General features: G+C 44.2%; 25 protein-coding genes. All 25 read left to right on the top strand.

The window, feature by feature from the left end; translation table 11 throughout:
* Positions 1–23: 23 nt before the first annotated feature.
* The gene (locus N685_RS19660) at positions 24–245 is read left to right on the top strand and encodes a hypothetical protein (protein WP_162176086.1); all 222 of its coding nucleotides are present in this window, start codon (positions 24–26) and stop codon (positions 243–245) included.
* A gap of 113 nt (positions 246–358) precedes the next feature.
* Positions 359–637, top strand: a complete 279-nt coding sequence (locus N685_RS0101625; RefSeq protein WP_031405300.1) for a hypothetical protein — start codon at positions 359–361, stop codon at positions 635–637.
* Positions 638–890: 253 nt separating this feature from the next.
* The gene (locus N685_RS0101615; RefSeq protein WP_031405298.1) at positions 891–1310 is read left to right on the top strand and encodes a RusA family crossover junction endodeoxyribonuclease; all 420 of its coding nucleotides are present in this window, start codon (positions 891–893) and stop codon (positions 1308–1310) included.
* A 178-nt stretch (positions 1311–1488) separates the two neighbouring features.
* The gene (locus tag N685_RS0101610; protein ID WP_237746861.1) at positions 1489–1860 is read left to right on the top strand and encodes a hypothetical protein; all 372 of its coding nucleotides are present in this window, start codon (positions 1489–1491) and stop codon (positions 1858–1860) included.
* A gap of 379 nt (positions 1861–2239) precedes the next feature.
* Positions 2240–2380, top strand: coding sequence for a hypothetical protein (locus tag N685_RS19420; protein ID WP_156961366.1), 141 nt, complete (start codon positions 2240–2242; stop codon positions 2378–2380).
* A gap of 351 nt (positions 2381–2731) precedes the next feature.
* Complete coding sequence (locus tag N685_RS0101595; RefSeq protein ID WP_031405294.1) at positions 2732–3172, top strand: ArpU family phage packaging/lysis transcriptional regulator; 441 nt, start codon at positions 2732–2734, stop codon at positions 3170–3172.
* Between the two features lie 120 nt (positions 3173–3292).
* The gene (locus N685_RS0101590; protein ID WP_031405292.1) at positions 3293–3973 is read left to right on the top strand and encodes a DUF3800 domain-containing protein; all 681 of its coding nucleotides are present in this window, start codon (positions 3293–3295) and stop codon (positions 3971–3973) included.
* Positions 3974–3980: 7 nt separating this feature from the next.
* A complete protein-coding gene (locus N685_RS0101585) occupies positions 3981–4436 on the top strand; it encodes a hypothetical protein (protein WP_031405290.1) in 456 nt (151 codons plus the stop codon).
* A gap of 412 nt (positions 4437–4848) precedes the next feature.
* On the top strand, positions 4849–5436 hold the full coding sequence (locus N685_RS0101580; protein ID WP_031405288.1) for an NYN domain-containing protein: 588 nt from the start codon (positions 4849–4851) through the stop codon (positions 5434–5436).
* Positions 5437–5474: 38 nt separating this feature from the next.
* The gene (locus tag N685_RS19415) at positions 5475–5624 is read left to right on the top strand and encodes a hypothetical protein (RefSeq protein ID WP_156961363.1); all 150 of its coding nucleotides are present in this window, start codon (positions 5475–5477) and stop codon (positions 5622–5624) included.
* A 19-nt stretch (positions 5625–5643) separates the two neighbouring features.
* Positions 5644–6051, top strand: coding sequence for an HNH endonuclease (locus tag N685_RS18705; protein ID WP_031405286.1), 408 nt, complete (start codon positions 5644–5646; stop codon positions 6049–6051).
* Positions 6052–6138: 87 nt separating this feature from the next.
* Positions 6139–6642 (top strand): phage terminase small subunit P27 family, encoded by a 504-nt coding sequence (locus N685_RS0101565; RefSeq protein ID WP_031405284.1) that lies wholly within the window; start codon positions 6139–6141, stop codon positions 6640–6642.
* Between the two features lie 14 nt (positions 6643–6656).
* On the top strand, positions 6657–8360 hold the full coding sequence (locus N685_RS0101560) for a terminase large subunit (RefSeq protein ID WP_031405282.1): 1704 nt from the start codon (positions 6657–6659) through the stop codon (positions 8358–8360).
* A 12-nt stretch (positions 8361–8372) separates the two neighbouring features.
* Positions 8373–9608, top strand: a complete 1236-nt coding sequence (locus N685_RS0101555; protein ID WP_031405280.1) for a phage portal protein — start codon at positions 8373–8375, stop codon at positions 9606–9608.
* Positions 9608–10336, top strand: a complete 729-nt coding sequence (locus N685_RS0101550; protein WP_031405279.1) for a head maturation protease, ClpP-related — start codon at positions 9608–9610, stop codon at positions 10334–10336. Before N685_RS0101555 ends, N685_RS0101550 begins: the two co-directional genes overlap by 1 nt.
* Before the next feature lie 42 nt (positions 10337–10378).
* The gene (locus tag N685_RS0101545) at positions 10379–11482 is read left to right on the top strand and encodes a phage major capsid protein (protein ID WP_031405277.1); all 1104 of its coding nucleotides are present in this window, start codon (positions 10379–10381) and stop codon (positions 11480–11482) included.
* Between the two features lie 42 nt (positions 11483–11524).
* On the top strand, positions 11525–11680 hold the full coding sequence (locus N685_RS19730) for a hypothetical protein (protein WP_167332991.1): 156 nt from the start codon (positions 11525–11527) through the stop codon (positions 11678–11680).
* On the top strand, positions 11677–11955 hold the full coding sequence (locus tag N685_RS0101535; protein ID WP_031405275.1) for a head-tail connector protein: 279 nt from the start codon (positions 11677–11679) through the stop codon (positions 11953–11955). Before N685_RS19730 ends, N685_RS0101535 begins: the two co-directional genes overlap by 4 nt.
* Complete coding sequence (locus tag N685_RS0101530; protein WP_031405272.1) at positions 11952–12269, top strand: phage head closure protein; 318 nt, start codon at positions 11952–11954, stop codon at positions 12267–12269. The genes N685_RS0101535 and N685_RS0101530 overlap by 4 nt, the downstream gene beginning before the upstream one ends.
* Positions 12269–12628, top strand: coding sequence for an HK97-gp10 family putative phage morphogenesis protein (locus tag N685_RS0101525; RefSeq protein WP_031405270.1), 360 nt, complete (start codon positions 12269–12271; stop codon positions 12626–12628). Before N685_RS0101530 ends, N685_RS0101525 begins: the two co-directional genes overlap by 1 nt.
* Positions 12625–12960, top strand: coding sequence for a tail completion protein gp17 (gp17, locus tag N685_RS0101520; protein WP_031405268.1), 336 nt, complete (start codon positions 12625–12627; stop codon positions 12958–12960). The genes N685_RS0101525 and gp17 overlap by 4 nt, the downstream gene beginning before the upstream one ends.
* A gap of 4 nt (positions 12961–12964) precedes the next feature.
* Positions 12965–13849 (top strand): major tail protein, encoded by an 885-nt coding sequence (locus N685_RS0101515; protein WP_071880146.1) that lies wholly within the window; start codon positions 12965–12967, stop codon positions 13847–13849.
* Between the two features lie 52 nt (positions 13850–13901).
* A complete protein-coding gene (locus tag N685_RS0101510; RefSeq protein ID WP_031405263.1) occupies positions 13902–14210 on the top strand; it encodes a hypothetical protein in 309 nt (102 codons plus the stop codon).
* 41 nt (positions 14211–14251) lie between these two features.
* Positions 14252–14416 (top strand): hypothetical protein, encoded by a 165-nt coding sequence (locus N685_RS20245; RefSeq protein WP_084177459.1) that lies wholly within the window; start codon positions 14252–14254, stop codon positions 14414–14416.
* Between the two features lie 15 nt (positions 14417–14431).
* Positions 14432–19168 carry a phage tail tape measure protein gene (locus N685_RS0101505; protein ID WP_051870784.1) on the top strand — a complete coding sequence of 1579 codons (4737 nt, stop codon included), beginning with the start codon at positions 14432–14434 and terminating at the stop codon, positions 19166–19168.
* Positions 19169–19173: the final 5 nt, after the last annotated feature.

The following is a 19173-nucleotide window of genomic DNA, read 5'->3' as shown; positions in this document are numbered from 1 at the left end:
GCGCAAACGTTTGGCGGAGGCGTGTGAACGATTGGGGATCACAGAGGATATTGTTTGGGAAGAAGGTGATCGCGTTGGGCATCCTCTATGAAAAAGTTCAACTCACTCAGGAGCTCAAACGTCAAATGATGATCCGACAACTGCTGGATATGGGCATCACGGAGTATGAAGGCACATCCGTCTATGACTTGGACTACTACACGTTGCGAAGGTTGCTGGCCACTCAAAAACTAACACGCTCGTAAACCGCGTATTTTGGCTCATACGGCGTTTTTCTTGCAAGGGTAATAGGAAAGTACCACACAGCGAGAAAAACGACGTACAGGGCAAAATAAAGCGCCTAGCGAGGTGATAACACATGGACGTATACCGCGCAATCAATATAGCGGTTGGGTGTGTACTGGCAAGCCACTTAGAAAACAAAGAAAAACGCGAAGTGATCGAAGTGTTGCGAAGTTTAGAGCGTCAAGCGGAAGCACAGGCCAAAATTGAACGGTATGAAAAGGCACTCGAATTTTATGCAAACGAAAAAAACCACGAATACGAAGTAACTTACGATATGGCCGATGTTATTGAATCGCCTGTTATGAAAGACTATGGGAAAATAGCCAGACAAGCATTGGAGGGGGCGAAATGAAACAAACAAGAATTGTAGAGTACGAGAACATGCCCGTTCGATACAACCCGGATGTGTGTCCGACATGTAAACACTTCACAGGAACTTCATGCGTCATACATGTTTCGAATGTGGAACGAAAGACGACGATCACACAGACCTATTGCATCAGAAAAATTGATTTCGAACACCCGTACAAAAACAAGAAACGGTGCCAGCTGCAAGAGCAATATGCTCAACCATTTTACGTGCAAAGGTTGGATGAGGAATGAGTATGATCAAGTTCATTGTGTATGGCGAGCCCGTGGCGCAGGGACGGCCAAGGGCGACGACGGTGAATGGCCGCGTTCGGATGTATGATCCCAAGAAATCACGAGATTTCAAGCATTATTTGAAATTGGCTGCATCGAAACATCGGCCGGAACAATTGATTGAGGGACCGATTTCCCTTGAGGTTAAGGTGTACAAACCTATTTTGAAGAGCTTTAGCAAAAAGAAAAAAGCCGCAGCCGAGGCCGGCCAGCTGCGTCCCACAAGCAAACCGGATGTCGACAACTACGTCAAAGGAGTCAAAGACGCGCTCAAAAACGTTATTTGGAAAGATGACAGCCAGGTGGTGGACTTACATATTTCCAAATGGTACAGCGAGACGCCGAGAGTGGAAATCACAATCATACCGATAGATGAGAAGTGAGGTGAACGGGATGCCGGCCATCACGAGGGTTTCGCCGTATCGTTCAGGCCCGCCTCGTTTTGGCAACCGCCCGCACAATATTGATATGACAGTGCGGACGTATCAGCTGACACCGGAACAACTTGATCGATATAAAAACGGCGAAAAGCTTGAAGATATTTTGAAGGGAGAGGATACGATGGAACAACAAAAGCCAAAAGTGATCGCATACACAAAGTATGAGGAAGTTGTGGCGGAACGGGATGAGCTGAAGAGGCAACTGGAGAAATTAAAAGCGAATATTGGGGCAGATGGCGACAAGTGTGAACAGTTGAAACGGGAAGCAGATCACCGGAAAGAGCTTTTTGAAGAGGCAATGACAGAAAACGAACGGCTGCATAAAGAGATCCTTGTTCTCGAAAATGAAATACAAAGACTGAAAGAGCTAGTCAACGAGCTGCGCGAACGGAAAGATAGGAGCGAAGAAGGCTGGGCAGATGCGACGCGAGAGCTCCGAGCACTGAGACTATACGCTCTCCAAAAACTACAAAAGGATGTATACGAGTCATGAGCAAGCGTAAGCGCCGGCTGAGATGGTATCTGCTGTATCGACGTGAGGGTGGACAAGCTGTCTATCGATATGAACCACTGAAAAGATACGAGCTTGATAGCCGCATCCGAAAAGGTTGGAAGGTAGTGATGTGAGGTGGGGAAAACACTACGCAAAATCAAACGTGAGAGGGAGAAAACAACTTCTCCCTTTCGTCCAGAAATCATGGCGGCATGGAATCGAGGATTTGAAGCAGGAGCCAAACGGCAAAACGAATTAGACACGCAATTGATGCTGGAGTGGCTTGGGAAGTTGGAAGAAATACCGGGGATCGGTGGAAAGACAGCGTGTAAAATTCGTGAACATTTTTTGGAGTTTATGAGGGAAAGGAGGGAACCGAATGATCTATATTTTGCGCCATCCGAAAACACACAATGAAATTCGAACGAAACGAAGATGGAAAGTCAAACAGTATCAGCTGCAAGGGTACAAGCTTGTGAATCAGTATGATCCGAAAGAAACGCAGAACTGCAAGGCATAAGCTCCGGGTCTAAATAAAAAAGACCGGACTTTTCCCGGCCGATGGGAGCTTAGGACTTTGCGGTTGTACCCGCTGCAGAAACCGATAAGTAAAGGTGGTATCTATGGACGTTATTAAGTTTTATGACGCTTGTTGTAGCAAGTGTGGAAATTGGTATACTTCCGATTTCAAAGCGCCCCGCGGAAAAACAAAGAAAGAAGCTATTGCAGAGATGAAGGCAAACGGATGGGGAGTCGTCGGCGGAAAAACCTATTGCCATAAATGCCATTAAAAAAGACCGGACTCTCCCGGTCAAAAAAAGGATGAAGGTAAAATATCGTCCTCAAACCTATTATACCGGGAGGGGTCCGAGTGGTAAAGCAGTTGTCGTTTAAGCTCCCAGAAATCGATCGTGAAAAAACGAAGGAAGCCGTTGAAGCTGCCCTGGAGAAATATCGGTTTTATCTCCTTACGATTCCAGAGGAGCGATTGCCAAAGGTAACAGCCACATATTCACTTGTTCCTCCTGCTCACACCAATGCTTTTCATTCATCTACAGAATCAGCAGTGATTGACAAGGTGGATTTTGAACGCGAACGAGAAAAATACATCGATTGGATTTGTCGTGGTGTGAACCGTTTGAATAGAAAAGAACGCGAGCTGATTGTGAAGCGATACCTGAACGATGAGATGCTGTACGATTATGAGCTATATAACGACATGGGAATGTCTGAACGGCAGTATTATCGCATGAAAGCTAGGGCTTTCTACAAATTGGCGTTTATTTTGAGGATAGAGGTTTATAAAGAGTAAAAGCACCCTTGACGGGTGTTTTTTATTTTTGAGAAATTTATTCTAGAAATTGTAAAAAAATGATGCTAAAATTGTAGAATAATATAGAATTTTGTTGATGTTGTAGTGGAGGAATAAAGGATGATCGAAGTCTATTGTGATGAAAGTAGACCTGAGGTTATTTATGGAGAAAAAAGCAAAGACCGATATATGATTTTAGGTGGAATTTGGGTTCCTTATGATATCCGTGAAGATATCAAAAATTCGATAAAGCAATTAAAAAATAAACATAATGTTTATGGCGAATACAAATGGAATACTGTTAGTCCTTCTAAGGTTGATTTTTTTCTAGAGCTAATCGATGTATTTTTCTTACATCCTATTAGATTTCGTTGTATTGTTGTGGATGGAACAACTGTTAATTTATCTAAGTATCACGATTCTGATAGTGAGTTGGGATTTTATAAATTTTACTATCAATTGTTGGTTCACTGGTTAAATTCGAAGGAGACTTATTGGATTTATCTAGATCATAAAAAAAATAAGCTTCCTGATAGGCTTCATACTCTCGAAAGAGTTTTGGAAAGGTCTGCAAATACGAATATAGGTGATGTTCAGGCTATCGAATCAAAGCAATCTTTGTTAATACAATTAGCTGATGTGTTAATTGGAGCTGTAGGGTACAAGTATCATCGATTGCAAAGTAGTAATGCAAAATTATCGGTAGTCGAGTATATAGAGAAAAAGCTGGGGCATGAAATTTACGCTACACCTAAATCAGAAAGAAAATTCAATGTGTTTAAAATTAATTTGAGGGGTTAAACTTAGAATGTATGCACCTTTTTTAAACTTGCGCACCCAGCAGGAATATTTTGATTACTACGTTAATAATTATTGTAGTAATCCAATCTATACTCATGATGGACTACCGGTATATTTTGATCGGGATAGATTTTCCCACGCTTTTTTCAAAAGTGTAGATCGTCGTTCAGCTGATAAGAGCCAGTTTGACATTGAAAGAGCTAAGAGGATGAATTGGATAAAAAAGGTTTTGCAAGATCCATCTCTTCAGATATATGCAGGCTACGACAACAAAAAGAAAAAAACAGATCATTCAAGACGGGTGTCAATTGTAGTTCCTGAAAGGTATGCAGTTATAGTGCGTTTTAATCGTAAATTTGATAAATGTTTCTTTGTTACTGCCTTTATTGTTGATACAGATGATAATTTAAACAAGTTAATACAAGAAGAAATATGGAGGATGCCAACTCATTTTGTTTATTGACATTTATATATCCATTATATATAATAAAATTGTCCTCTACTTATAGTAGTGGGACCTGCAAAGGTTTCGGCTCGCTGAACCCGGAAATCAGCGGCCAATCATACATAACAATAACAAAAACCCCTTAACCAACTTGTGTTAAGGGGTTTTGTTCTTTTAAACAACTTTAATGGATTTAAGTGTTTATATTTTTTGCAGAAAAACGGCAGACTTTTGGCAGAAAGATGACAGATTATTTTGTGTCAGACATGATATGATGATAGCGTGAGATATGTTGGATCAGCGTCACCCGATCGGGTGGCGTTTTTTATTTGAGGTGAAAACATGTATATATGTTGTCGAGATTTGACGAAAGAATGATGTAGGAAAAACTCTCCTTTTGTCGTATTGGATAGACGGAAGGAGAGGTGTTATGTGCAAGGTTCACATTTTTTGGGATAATAGTAATATTCATATTGTTGGTCGCAACCATGTAATGAAGGAGTTTGAACCAGAGGAAGATCAAAAATTATTTAGAATCTATTTTAAAAATTTATTTTTATTGGCGCACAGGAATCGTCCGATTGGCAGTGCTTATGTTGTAGGAAGTATTCCTCCAAATTCTAACTTATGGGGTCACGTTCGACGATTAGGCGTTACGTTAGAGTTACTTGAACGCTCAGCTTCAAATAAAGAAGTGGGAGTTGACCAAACACTTCAAGTTTCAATGTTTAGAGAAGCTGTAAAAAACAATGGACATGATCACACATTTGTTGTATTGACAGGCGATGGAGCCGGAAAGAAGTTGGGTAAAGGGTTTTTAAATGATTTGGAACTAATAAAGAATATGGGGTTTAATGTGGAAGTAATATCCTGGAAGCACGGAACACATAGAGATCTAAAGGAATTTGCTCAAAACAATGGTTTATTTATTCCGCTTGAAGACTTTTATTACAATGTAACTTTTATAAAAGAGAAACGAAGAGCTGATGAAAATATCGATTTTAGCAAAATTAATTAAGCGCCTTTTTGGGCGCTTTTTTATTTGGAGGGAAAACCATGCCGGATTTAAAGGTGAATATAATCTGGCACGTTATCGCTGAGACAGATGGCTGCATGGTTGTTGGCTTTTGTGTGGATGGAAAGCTGGCGTTTATTGTTTCAGGAGAGCCAAATGAGTTGTATGAAAAGCTGAAGCACTTCTTTTAAGACAAGGAGTAGTGACAATATGCCAGCTAAGCCATTGAAACCGTGCGCCGTTCCTAGCTGCCCAAACCTCACACAAGGTCGATACTGCCAAGATCACCAGCATAAAGAACAGCAAGACAAATCCCATCGCCATCGTTACTATGACGAACATCTCCGCGATCAGAAGGCTCGTGAGTTTTACCACAGTAAAGAGTGGCAGCGAGTACGACAGGTAGCGTTGGTTCGTGACAATTATCTGTGTCAGCATTGCTTACGGAATAATCGCATTACGTCAGCTGAGGTTGTTGACCACGTTATTCCTATTAGAGTTGATTGGTCACTACGACTATCATTGGGGAACCTACAGTCGTTATGTAATGCTTGTCACAACAAGAAAACAGCCGAAGACAAGCAACGATATGGGGAGGGGCGGGTCAAAAATTTTTAGCCGGGCGGCTATGGACCGCGCGGGCCCCTCGGCGTGCACAAAATTCGTTTTTTCTCGTAAATGGGGATAAATGGGAGGTGAAGGAAAATGGGACGAAACGCAAAGCCGATCCACTTGCATTTGCTCGAAGGAAACAAAAACCGTCTGACAAAAAAGGAAATTGAACAACGACTAGAAACGGAGAAGCGGCTGAAACCGAAAAAGGATAAAATCAAACCACCCTCCTGGCTTGATGATGTAGCCAAAAAAGAGTTCAAGCGCATTGCAAAAGAGTTAATGGAATTGGATTTGCTTACGAATGTTGATGTAAACGCGTTAGCGGCATACTGTGACGCATACTCGGACTATGTTAAGTGTACACAAATCATCCAAGAAGAAGGGCTGATGGTGGAATATACAAACAAGGCTGCAGAAACAAACAAGGTACCTCATCCATTGCTCACAAAGAAAAAACAATTGTATGAGCAAATGCGTTCGATCGCATCTGAATTTGGGTTATCTCCGGCTGCGCGGGCAAAGCTGGCGATTCCAAAATCAGAAGAACATCAGCAAAAGAGCGAGGAGGAACAACTCTTTGGCGACGCACTGTAATGAGGTGATGTTAAATGGTAGATGAGCTTTTAAAGCGGGTTGTTTATTATGCTCAAGATGTTGTGGATGGCCGTATCACAGCATGTCAAAAGCATAAGTGGGCTTGTGAGCGGTTCTTAAACGACATTGAGCAAATCGTAGACGACGATTTCCTTTACTACTTCGACGGTGAGGAATTGTATCGCTTTTATCGCTGGGCACGGATGTTTAAACACACCAAAGGCATATTAGCCGGCCAGCCGATTGAGTTGACCGATTTTCAATTGTTTATCGTCGGCAACATCTTTTGTTGGAAGCGAAAAGAAAATCACCTGCGCCGGTTTCGAAAAGCATACATCCAGCTTGCCAGGAAAAATGCAAAATCTCAACTTCTCGCGTTAATCGCCAGTTACGAATGCTTCTTGTCACCAGAGCAGTCCGAAGTTTATATTGCTGGATGGGGGCGGGAACAGTCCGGCATCGTATACAACGAGGTGCTGTCACAAATTCAGTCATGTTCGCTGTTAAACGGCAAGTACACCGATTCCTACGGCCGTATTCGTCACAAGAAAAGCGGCAGTATCATTCAGCCGTTATCGAAGGAAGCGCGGAAGACAGGGGATGGTAAAAACCCAAGCCTTGCGGTGATCGACGAATACCACACGCATGAGACAAGCGAGATTTATGACGTCCTTGTCTCCGGCATGGTTGCCCGAAAAAATCCGCTGATCGTGATCATCACGACGGCGGGATTTAATTTAGTGTCGCCTTGTTATACGGAATACCAATATGTGTCAAAGGTGATTGATCCCAACTCCTCTATCGAGAATGAGGAATACTTCGTGATGATTTGTGAATTGGACAAGGACGACGACATAAAAGACGAACGGAATTGGATTAAAGCCAACCCGATTGTGGCGATGTATGAGGAAGGTATGAATTTTCTGCGAAGCGAACTGCAAACAGCTTTAGATGTGCCTGAAAAAATGCGGAGTTTTTTGACGAAGAACATGAATATATGGGTAGATCAAAAAGACAACGGCTACTTGCCTTTGGATAAATGGCGGGCATGTGCGGTCAAGGAAAAGATTGATCTAGATGTCCGAGAATGTTATATCGGCGTGGACTTGTCTAAAAAGATCGACTTGACAAGCATCAGCGGTGTTATCCCATTAGGGGAAGGCCGTTTTTATGTTTGGTCTCATAGTTTTATTCCAGAGGACACGCTTGCCGAGAAGCGTCGGACGGATAAAGTTCCTTATGACTTGTGGGTGAAACAGGGATGGATCACCGTCACACCGGGTGCGGTAGTGGATTATCATTATATCCAAACCTATATTCAAAGGTTGGCAGAGGAAAAACTTTGGGATATTAAAGAGATTTGCTACGACCCATACAACGCCACGCACTTCGCGCAAGAAATGGAAGCGGAAGGCTACACAATGGTGGAAATCCGCCAAGGCATCCGCACATTATCCGAACCGACGAAGTTTTTCCGTGAGCTGGTGTTATCGGGTAAAATCGTCCACGATGACAACCCGGTGTTAAATTGGGCAGTCGGGAATGCTGTTGTGCGACAAGATCACAACGAGAACATCATGCTGGATAAAGATAAATCGACTAACCGCATTGACCCGTTAGCGGCTGTTATCAACGCCATGGTCAGGGCAATGACGCGGGCGAATGATATTGATATTAACAAGGTGACAGAAGAATACCTCAAAATGATGGGATGGTAAGGAGGTGAGGGCATGGGATGGTGGAGTCGTCTGACGCGATTTTTCCGGCCGCGAAATGAGACGGTGGACATGACCAATCCGCTCTTATTACAGTGGCTTGGTGTTGACCCAGACACACCAAGAAACCAATTGTCTGAGGCAACATATTTCGCTTGTTTAAAAATCTTGTCCGAGAGTTTAGGGAAGTTACCCCTTAAAATGTATCAGAAGACAGAGCGGGGCATTGTGAAAAGCGACCGTGAGGAATTGTATAACTTATTGAAATTGCGCCCGAACCCGTATATGACAAGCAGTGTCTTTTGGTCAACCGTCGAGATGAACCGGAATCACTACGGCAACGCCTACGTGTGGTGCCAATATAGCGGACCGCAGTTGCAAGCCTTATGGATTTTGCCAAGTCAATACGTCACGATTGTGGTGGATGATCGCGGCTTGCTGGGCGAAAAGAACGCGATATGGTATCGGTACAATGACCCGCACGACGGTAAAATGTACGTTTTCCGAAACGACGAAGTTCTCCATTTTAAAACGTCCGTTACATTCGATGGCATCACTGGCTTGTCTGTCCGGGATGTACTGAAACATACGGTTGACGGTGCACTAGAAAGTCAAAAATTCATGAACAACCTCTATAAAACGGGGCTAACAGGAAAGGCCGTCCTTGAATATACCGGCGACCTTAACCAAGAAGCGCGAGACCGCCTTGTGAAAGGCTTTGAGCAGTTTGCAAGCGGTTCTCAGAATGCAGGGAAGATTATCCCCGTACCATTGGGAATGAAGTTGGTGCCACTAGATATTAAGCTGACCGACAGCCAATTCTTCGAACTAAAAAAATACACAGCGTTGCAGATTGCAGCGGCGTTTGGAATCAAACCGAATCAGATTAACGATTACACAAAGTCAAGTTATGCGTCGGCAGAAGCGCAGAACTTGGCTTTTTATGTTGATACGCTTCTCTATGTGCTGAAACAGTACGAGGAAGAAATCACCTATAAAATTCTTTCTAATGATCTTATCAGCCAGGGGCATTATTTCAAGTTCAATGTCAACGTCATCCTACGGGCAGATATTAAGACGCAGATGGACAGTTTGTCGATCGCGGTGCAGAACGGCATCATGACGCCTAACGAAGCGCGCGACTACTTGGACATGCCTGCTGATGACTACGGCAATAACTTGATGGCCAACGGGAACTATATTCCGTTGAGTATGCTTGGCGCCAACTATGGGAAAGGAGGTGAGGGCTGATGCCGTTCTGGAAATTCATCGTCAACCAAGCGACTGAAACCGAACCAGAGAGCGTGGAGCTTCGCATTGAAGGTGACATTGTAGACGATGACGAAGCGTGGTTATATGAATGGTTCGGGATGCCATCGACATCACCGAACGCATTTAAAGAGGAATTAAGCCAATATAAAGGCAAAGACATCACCGTATGGATTGACAGCTACGGTGGTAGTGTTTTTGCGGCGGCTGGCATTTACAACGCATTGAAGGAGCACAATGGTAAGATCACTGTCAAGATTGACAGCAAGGCGATGAGTGCGGCGTCTGTCATCGCGATGGCTGGCGATGAGGTGCTGATGAGCCCGATGGCGGTGATGATGATTCACAACCCTTTAACAGCTGCCTACGGGAATATGCATGATTTGCGGAAAGTCGCGGACATCTTGGACACCATTAAAGAATCCATCGTGAATGCCTATGCACTAAAAACAGGCCGTTCACGGAACAAAATTTCGCAAATGATGGACGACGAAACATGGATGAGTGCCAACGTCGCCGTGAAAGAAGGATTCGCTGACGGCATCCTATACCAAGACGGGAAGCCAGAGGTGACGGATGTCGCGGCGTTTAGCCGGCTGGCGATTGTCAACAGCGCAAATCGGTCTATGCAGGACATCATGAAAATTGTCAGCAAACAACAGCAACAAGACGAAAAAGAACGTTTACTTTTGGAGCTGGATTTAATCTAGTTCCTTTTTTATTGCACAAAAACAAAAAAGGAGGAAACAAACATGCCGAAAGAATTACGCGAACTATTAGAACAGATTAACAACAAGAAGGAAGAAGCCCGCAAATTGTTAGCTGAAAATAAAATTGAGGAAGCCAAAAAGCTGAAAGAGGAAATTGTCGCACTGCAAGAAAAGTTTGATATTGCGAAAGACTTGTATGAGCAAGAAAAAGAGAAAGTCGAGAATAAAGAACCATTAAAACCGACTGTACAAGTAAAAGAAAACGAGGTTGAAGCATTCGTCAACCACATCCGTACGAAATTCCGCAACGCCATGAGTGAAGGTAGCGGGCAAGATGGTGGCTACACGGTGCCGCAGGACATTCAAACGAAAATCAATGAATTGCGTGAAAGCAAAGACGCTTTACAAAACTTGATTTTGGTTGAACCAGTGACGACATTGAGCGGTTCTCGCGTTTTCAAAAAGCGTTCACAACAAACCGGGTTTGTTGAGATACCAGAAAACGGAGAAATTCCAGAGAAGGCAACGCCGCAATTCACTGTTTTGCAGTATCAAGTGAAAAAGTACGCCGGTTTCTTCCGTGTTACTAATGAGCTATTGAAAGATAGCACGGAAGCAATCGTAAACACTCTAATTCGTTGGATTGGCGATGAATCCCGCGTCACTCGGAACAAACTCATCCTTTCCGTGTTAGGTAGTAAAGCGAAAACAGCGATCGCAAATGTAGATGATATTAAAGCAGTTTTAAACGTTCAATTGGATCCTGTCTTTCGATATACATCGAGTGTCATCACAAACCAAGATGGTTTCAACTGGCTGGATACTCAAAAAGACGCCAACGGAAATTACCTGTTGCAACCATCGGTTTCCTCACCGACAGGCAAACAACTATTTGGCGTTCCGGTCGTAATGGTATCGAATAAAGTTCTGCCGAGCGACACGACGAACGGTAAAGCGCCGATTATCATTGGCGACCTTCAAGAAGGTGTCGTAATGTTTGATCGTCAAACAACAGAAATTATGTCGTCCGATGTTGCGATGGATGCCTTCCAAACTGACGTTACTTTATGGCGTGCGATTGAACGCGAAGAAGTTAAATTGCGCGATGACGAGGCATTCGTGTACGGCGAAGTTACGTTGGCATAACAAGTGGGTTTACGCCCTCTTGTTTGTTAAAGAGGTGATGGCATGAAAGTCAAAGTGTTAATTGATTGTATCGGAGTAGGATACGACTTAAAAACCGGGGAAACAGCAGATTTACCGAAAGAACTTGCCCAAAAACTCATTCGATTCGGATACGCGGAGGAAGTGAAAAAGTCTAAAGAAACGAAGGTGAAAGAATGATCGTTTCTTTAGACGAGGTAAAAAATTGGTTGCGGATTGATTTCAGCGAGGATGACACGCTATTGACAACGTTGATTAAAGCGGCGGAAACGTATCTTAAAAACGCGACAGGCGTTGAGTATGACGAAAATAATCATCTGGCTAAGCTGTTCTGCATGACGCTCATCTCTGACTGGTACGAAAACAGGGAAATGATCGGAAAGGCGAGCGACCAAATACGCCCCATCATCAATAGTATTCTCATGCAGTTGACATATGGCGGTGACACATCATGAATCCAGGCTTATTCCGTCACCGTATTACCTTTCAATCTTTTAGCGAAACCACGAACGAAAATGGTTTTCCTGTACAAGATTGGACTGACGTAAAAACTGTCTGGGCAATGATAAAGACGCTTCAAGGGCGTGAATATTACCAGGCCGCCACAACCCAAAACGAAAATACAATTCGTTTCGTCATTAGGTATGCAACAGGTATCAATCCAGACATGCGCATCAAATACAAGGGTCGGATGTTTGAAATTCTCTCTGTCATCAATGACGATGAGCGTAATGTCACGATGACGATTGTCGCGAAGGAAGTGATGTGATGGGCTTTAAATTAGAGGGGATGCAAGAGTTGTTAAAGAAGTTGGAAACGTTGGGGAACGAGGCTGAGCAAGTCAAACAAGAGGCACTTATGGCGGGTGCAAAAGTGGTTCAGGAAGCGGCTTCGCAAAAAGCTCCACGAGACACGGGAAAACTTGCTGAAAACATCGTTATTTCTGATGTGAAAGAAGATGGAACTGTCGATATCGGACCGGATCGGGATCGTTTCTACGGTCTTTTTCTTGAATTCGGAACGACGAAGATGGCAGCGCGACCTTTTTTGCAGCCGGCTTTTGAAGAAAACAAAGAGCAAGTGCAGCAGAAAATGTCGGACGTCATTCGTAGAGGGTTAGGGCTATGAGTCTGAACAAATTGATTCTCGATACATTAAAGCCCATAGGTGTTCCTGTTGCATTTCAAACGTACAACGGCCCAGCAACGACCTATATCACGTTCTTTGAGTATAACCAATTCTCAGCGCTCAATGCAGACGATGGAGAACAGCAAACAGCGCATTTCATACAAGTGGATGTGTGGTCAAAAGGTGACTATACGTCAATTGTTCAACAGGTCAAAGACCTACTGACCGCGACGGGATTTCGCCGGACAACCGAAACCGAGCTATATGAACCGGACACCAAAATCTATCACAAGGTGCTCCGGTTTTCTTATGTAGAAGAAAGGGAGGAATAGAATTATGCCAGGAGTGCAAGTAGGTTTACGTGATCTTTATTATGCGATTTTAACGAAGGATGATTCGACGGGTGTTGCTTATCAGACACCAGTCAAGATTGCAGGGGCGATCAATGCGAAGATTTCTCCAAAGGTCGATACACAGACTCTCTATGCAGATGACGGTCCATCCGAGACGGTCACATCGCTTGGAGAAATCGAAGTTGAACTTGAGGCAAAAGACCTTCCGTTGTCAGTTCAAGCAGCACTTCTTGGCCATACGATATCGAATGGTGTTCTCGTCAAAGATGCTGATGACGTGGCGCCGTATGTTGCGATTGGATTCCGTAGTCAAAAAAGTAACGGTAAATATCGTTATGTGTGGCTTTACAAAGGTCGTTTTGAAACTCCTGAACAAGAGTACAAAACAAAAGAAGACAAACCTTCGTTCCAAACGCCTAAATTGAAGGGGACATTCGTTAAACGTGATTATGACGGTGTGTGGCAAGCAATTGGCGATGAAGATGAAGCAGGATTCACGCAAGCGGCTACGTGGTTCAACGCTGTTGTGAACGTGACTGCGGATACGACGCCGCCTACATTGAGCAATACGGTGCCAGCTAACAACGCGACGTCTGTTGCTGTTTCTACAACAGTACAATGGATTTTCAGTGAAGCGATTGCCCCTGAGTGCGTGAATGCTTCGAACTTCATGGTCATCAAGGATAGTGATGGTTCCGTTGTGGCAGGTACTCTTTCTCAAAGCGCCGACAAAACAACAATCACATTCACGCCAAGCGCCAACCTTTCTGCGGCAACGGCGTACCGAATCATTGCAACGACAGGTGTACGCGATTTGGCGGGCAACTACATGGCTCAAGCACAGGTTCGCAAGTTTACAACTGCATAATGAAAGAGGCAGCCTAGTGCTGCCTTTTTAAGTTTCAAAAGGAGGAGATTTTATGTCAGTGAAAGATGTGAAAGTGAAGAAAATTCCTGTTCAGTTGGATAAAGAACGGCATCTTGTCTTTGACTTAAACGCTTTTTGTGAGATTGAGGATAAATTCGGTAGCATAACAGAAGCTTTTAAAGCGCTTGAAAATGTCTCGATGAAGGCGCTTCGTACTTTGTTGTGGGCCGGTTTGTTGCATGAAGATGAGAGCCTGACAGAAAAAGAAGTAGGAAAAATGATTGATATTGCAAATATTTCTGAGTTGGCGCAGGCAGTTGCGGAGGCGATGAATACTGCTCTTCCTGAACCAAAAAACTAGAGGCCAATCCCGATCTTGAGGAAAAAGGTTGGGATTGGCCTTTGCTTTTGTACGCCGGAACAGTGGTTTTAGGAATGAATGAGAAGGATTTTTGGCGTTGTACACCACGGAAATTTTTTGCACTTTGCGATGTCCATAGAAAAATGCACGGTACCAGTGAACAAGAGGAAACACAAACGGGATTCATTGACCAAGTTCTTTTCTAGCGAGGAGGTGAAAATATGGCAGAGGTTGGCGTATTGCGTGTATCGCTTGGTTTAGATAGTGCTGATTTCACGCGCAGTCTTGCAGAAATAAACCGGAAACTGAAAGCTGTTGAAAGCGAATTTAAAGCGGCCGGCGGTTCAATAAAAGGATTTGAAAATACTCTTGAAGGCTTGCGTGCGAAGTCAGATATGTTGACCAAAAAGATTGATTTGCAGAGTGCGAGAGTTCAAGAGTTGAAGCGCCGATATGAAGAGTCAGCGGCTACAAAGGGACGAGAGGCTGCCGAAACAGAAAAGTTGCTCATTCAGTACAACAAGGCTGTTGGAGATTTGAAAAAACTCGAAAACGAACTCCAACAAACTAGCGTCAAACTGGATAAGCTATCACAAGATGTCAGCCAAAACGCGACAGCCTGGGAGAAAATGCACGCCAAGCTGAATGAGGTGGGGCAACGTCTTCAGGATGTAGGCGGTAGAATGCAACAAGCAGGACAGAATATTGCTTTGTCATTTGGTGCGGCGACGGCGGCAATTGGTGGCGCATTAGGGTTTGCGGTCAAAAAATCAATGGATTTTGAGGCGCAAATTGACCGAGTTGGTGCCATTGCTGGTGCTACACCAGCTGAACTGGAGAAATTGAAAAAGTCGGCTCTTGATCTTGGTGCATCGACTTCCAAATCCGCAACAGAAGTAGCCCAAGCACAAGAAATTATGGCGACGATGGGTTACAAAACGAATCAGATTATCGCGGCCATGCCGGGTGTCATTGCGGCGGCAGAGGCATCTGGTGAGGATATGGCGCTAGTCGCAGATACAGTTTCAGCGGCATTGAATTCGTTTGGGTTATCCGCGAGTGAAGCAAGCCGTGTGGCTGATGTTCTCGCACAAGCAGCGAACGATTCGGCAGCGAGCGTGCAGGATATGCAGTACACTTTCAAATACGCCGCGCCGATTGCAAAAAGCCTAGGTATCTCCCTTGAGGAATTAGCTGCGGCGACCGAAATCATGTCGAATGCGGGGATTCGCGGTGAGCAGGCCGGAACAACTCTGCGCGGCGGGTTGATTCAGCTTCTCAAACCATCCGAGGAAACATCAAAAATGATGGAGAAGCTCGGCATCAAAATCGAGGATTCAAAAGGCAACTTTGTCGGCCTAGCTAACTTGATCCAGAACATTGCTGAATCCCTAAACGGCCAGACGAGGGCACAAAAACTTGCGAATCTTGCGGCGATGGTAGGAACGGAAGCGGCATCAGGTTTTTTGACCTTGATTGAGGCGGGACCACAAAAGATCAGAGAGTATACAAAATCACTGGAAAATTCAGCCGGCGCATCCCAAGAAGCAGCGCAGAAAATGAAAGACAATCTAAAAGGTGCACTTGAAAACCTGAGTGGTGCCTTTGAAACGGCGCAAATCAGCATAGGAAATGCTTTAGCACCAGCGATTAGGAAGATTGCAGAGGTACTGCAAGGATTGATCGATAGATTCAATAGTCTTTCTCCAGCAACACAAAAATTTATCGCCATCGGAGCAGCTGTTGCTGCGGTTCTGACAGGTATCGTCGCGGCAATTGGCGTAGTACTTGCCGTCGTCGGTGCAGCAGCAAGCGGAATCGGCGCTCTTACAACTGCGTTTGGTGCGGTATCTGGCGCAATTGCGGCGGCAGGTGGAGCGATGGCAATCATCACCGGTCCAATTGGTATTGCTGTAGCGGCAATTGCAGGACTTACGGTAGCAGGCGTAGCGTTGTGGAAGAATTGGGACACGGTTAAAGCGAAAGCAACAGAAATATGGGGATCACTTAAAGAATGGTTCAGTACCACATTAGAGAACATTAAACAATCTTTTGGTAACGCATGGAGCAATATCAAAAGCTTCACATCGTCTACATGGCAAACAATCAAGCAAGTGACTGTTACGGTATGGAATGCCATTAAAAGTACAGCACTTGCTATTATTATGCCTTTCGTTAACGGGATTACCAACCTGTTTAACGGCATGAAAGGCGGCTTGCAGCAAATTTTTAACGGGTTAAAACAGTATTTTTCTGGTGTTTGGAATTTAATTAAAAACATCTTTCTCGGTGCCGTTCTTCTCATCATTGACCTTGTGACAGGCGATTTTAAAAATCTTTCTAACGATGCAAGAGCCATCTTTAACAACCTAAAAAACGCCCTGTCTTCTATCTGGAATGGAATCAAGCAAGTATTTTCCGGCGCAGTTTCTGCAATAAAAGGGTTTGTTAGCGCCACATGGTCGAACATAAAGTCTACAACATCATCTGTTTTTAACGGCATCCGAACGCTAGCATCATCCATCTGGAACGGAATTAAATCAGCTATTTCCAACGCGGTTAATACTGCAAAATCAGCGGTAAGCAACGCATTTTCCTCTATGAAAAGCGCTGTTTCTTCCATCATGAGCGGCATTAAGTCCACGATCACAAGCATGTGGAATAGCGCCGTGAGTTTCTTAAAAGGGATTAATTTATACTCTATCGGAAAAGACATCATTCAAGGCCTTGCTAACGGCATCTCCTCGATGGCTTCAGCTGTTGTAGAAAAAGTAAAAAGTATCGCTAATTCTGTCACGACAACCATTAGAAATGTGCTCGACATCCATTCTCCTTCTCGTGAAACAGAGAAGTTAGGTAAATATACAACAGAAGGCTTTGCCAAAGGTATTGAATCGAAGAAAAAGGATGCAGAGGCAGCTGCGAGAAGAGCGGCAGCGGCAGCAAAACATGCATTTGAAGAAGCTTTTCGCAATATCCAGTATCGCTTTGATGCCAAAAAAATCAGTGCAAAGCAGGCAATCGATGAATTTGAAAAGCTAAAAAAGCAGTATGCAACCGTGCCTAATGCTGTAGAGCGCACTAATAAAGAAATTTATAGAATTCAGCAGAAATATGCAAAGCAACTAACCGACGCAAATAAAAAAGCATTCAATGAAGCTTTCGCAAATGCGCAAACGAACTTTAAACTCGGCAAAATCAATTCTTCTCAGTACATTGCTGAGCTTCGAAAAATCCAAAAAGAATACGCCAAGTTGCCAGAGCAAGTCAGAAAAGTACAGCTGGAAATTAAGAAAGTCGAGGATCAGCGTGCAAAAGAGCAAGCGGCTCTTGCGAAAAAGCAGTTTGAAGATGCGAAGAAAGCGATCGAGGATAAGCGAGCACTAGGTCAGTTGTCATTAGACCAAGAGCTCAAGGCTTGGCAAGCTCTTTCCAAAAAATACAAAGAGGGGTCCAAAGAGCGAATTGAGATTGAAAAGCAAATTGTCCGCGTCAAAAACGAACTTCTCAAGCAACAGTTTGAGAACGAGAAAGCGTATATTGACAAGCGGAAATACTACAACGACCTTTCTCTTAAAGAAGAACTCACACTCTATGAAAGTTACATTAAAAAATACAAACAGGGTACAGAAGAGCGCGAGTATTATGAACGAGAAATCTACCGTGTGAAAAACGAAATCAACGATAAGCTTTTAGAAGCAAACAACGAATATGCTCAACAAGTGAAAGAAATCAACGAGCGCTTACAACAGGATGAACTCAAGGCTAAAGAAGAATACGAACAGAAGGTCAAAGAAATCAACGTCCGTCTTGCTGAAGATGAACGCAAGCTGACGGAAGAGTACGAGAAAGCCGTCGAAGATCGAGCCAAATCATTGTACAGCTTCGCAGGGCTGTTCGATGAATTCAAGCGCAAAAACGATGTGACAGGAAAGGGATTGCTTCAAAATCTATCTGACCAAGTTTCGGCTTTTCGTGATTGGCAAGCCAATATTGTTTCCTTGGCAGCGCGAGGCATTGATGAAGGATTGCTTCAAGAACTTCGAGACATGGGCCCGAAAGCGGTGGATGAAATCGCGGCACTCAATTCTCTTTCTGATGAAGAACTGCAACAATATGTGGCTCTCTGGAAAGAGAAAAATGCTTTGGCCCGCACACAAGCGACTAGCGAACTCGAAGGCATGCGGTTGGATACACAGACAAAAATCCAACAGTTGCGGGCGGCGGCGAACGCCGAGCTTGAGCAGGCTCGGATTGAGTATGTCAACAAAATCGCCCAACTCCGAGCACAAGCAGCAGCCGAGCTTGAACTGCACAAAAACGAGTGGATGGCAAAAATCAAGGAGATCACAGAGGGAACGAAGGATGAACTCAATCTCATGAGCGCGTCGATGGCTGACATCGGCAAAAACTCGATGAAAGGACTCATTGACGGATTGAACTCAATGATGGAACCTTTACGCCAGAAAGCTCAAGAGATTGCTAGCATTGTGCAGAACACGATTTCTTCATCGCTCTCAGGCACAAACAGTATGTCTCAAGTCGGAAAGAATGCAACACAAGGACTTGTGAGCGGAATGGATACAAAACCGGTTCAACAGAAGGTAGCACAAATCGCGCATTCTGTTGCGAATACGATGAAGCATGTCCTTCAAATAAAATCTCCTTCGCGTGTAATGATGGAGTTAGGGAAATGGATTCCAGCAGGCCTCGCAGAAGGGATTTCGGGCAATATCAGCGCTGTGGTGGCTGCAACCAACCGAATGGCGCAGGCGACGATTCCGAGTGTTCCAGGCATGGCCGTGGCCGGCGGCGGATACGGAACAGTTCAAACAACAAACGTGTCTCGATACGGGAACGTGAATATTAACGTCACTATTCCGGTCAGTGACCTTGAGCAAATTCGAACGGTGAATGACTTCTTCAACCGTCTCGGAATGAAAGTACGTCAGTCATAGGAGGG

It is taken from the genome of Geobacillus vulcani PSS1 (assembly GCF_000733845.1).
Taxonomy (GTDB): domain Bacteria; phylum Bacillota; class Bacilli; order Bacillales; family Anoxybacillaceae; genus Geobacillus; species Geobacillus vulcani.
Note: the sequence above shows the minus strand (reverse complement) of the source record. Positions and strands in the feature narration are given on the sequence as shown.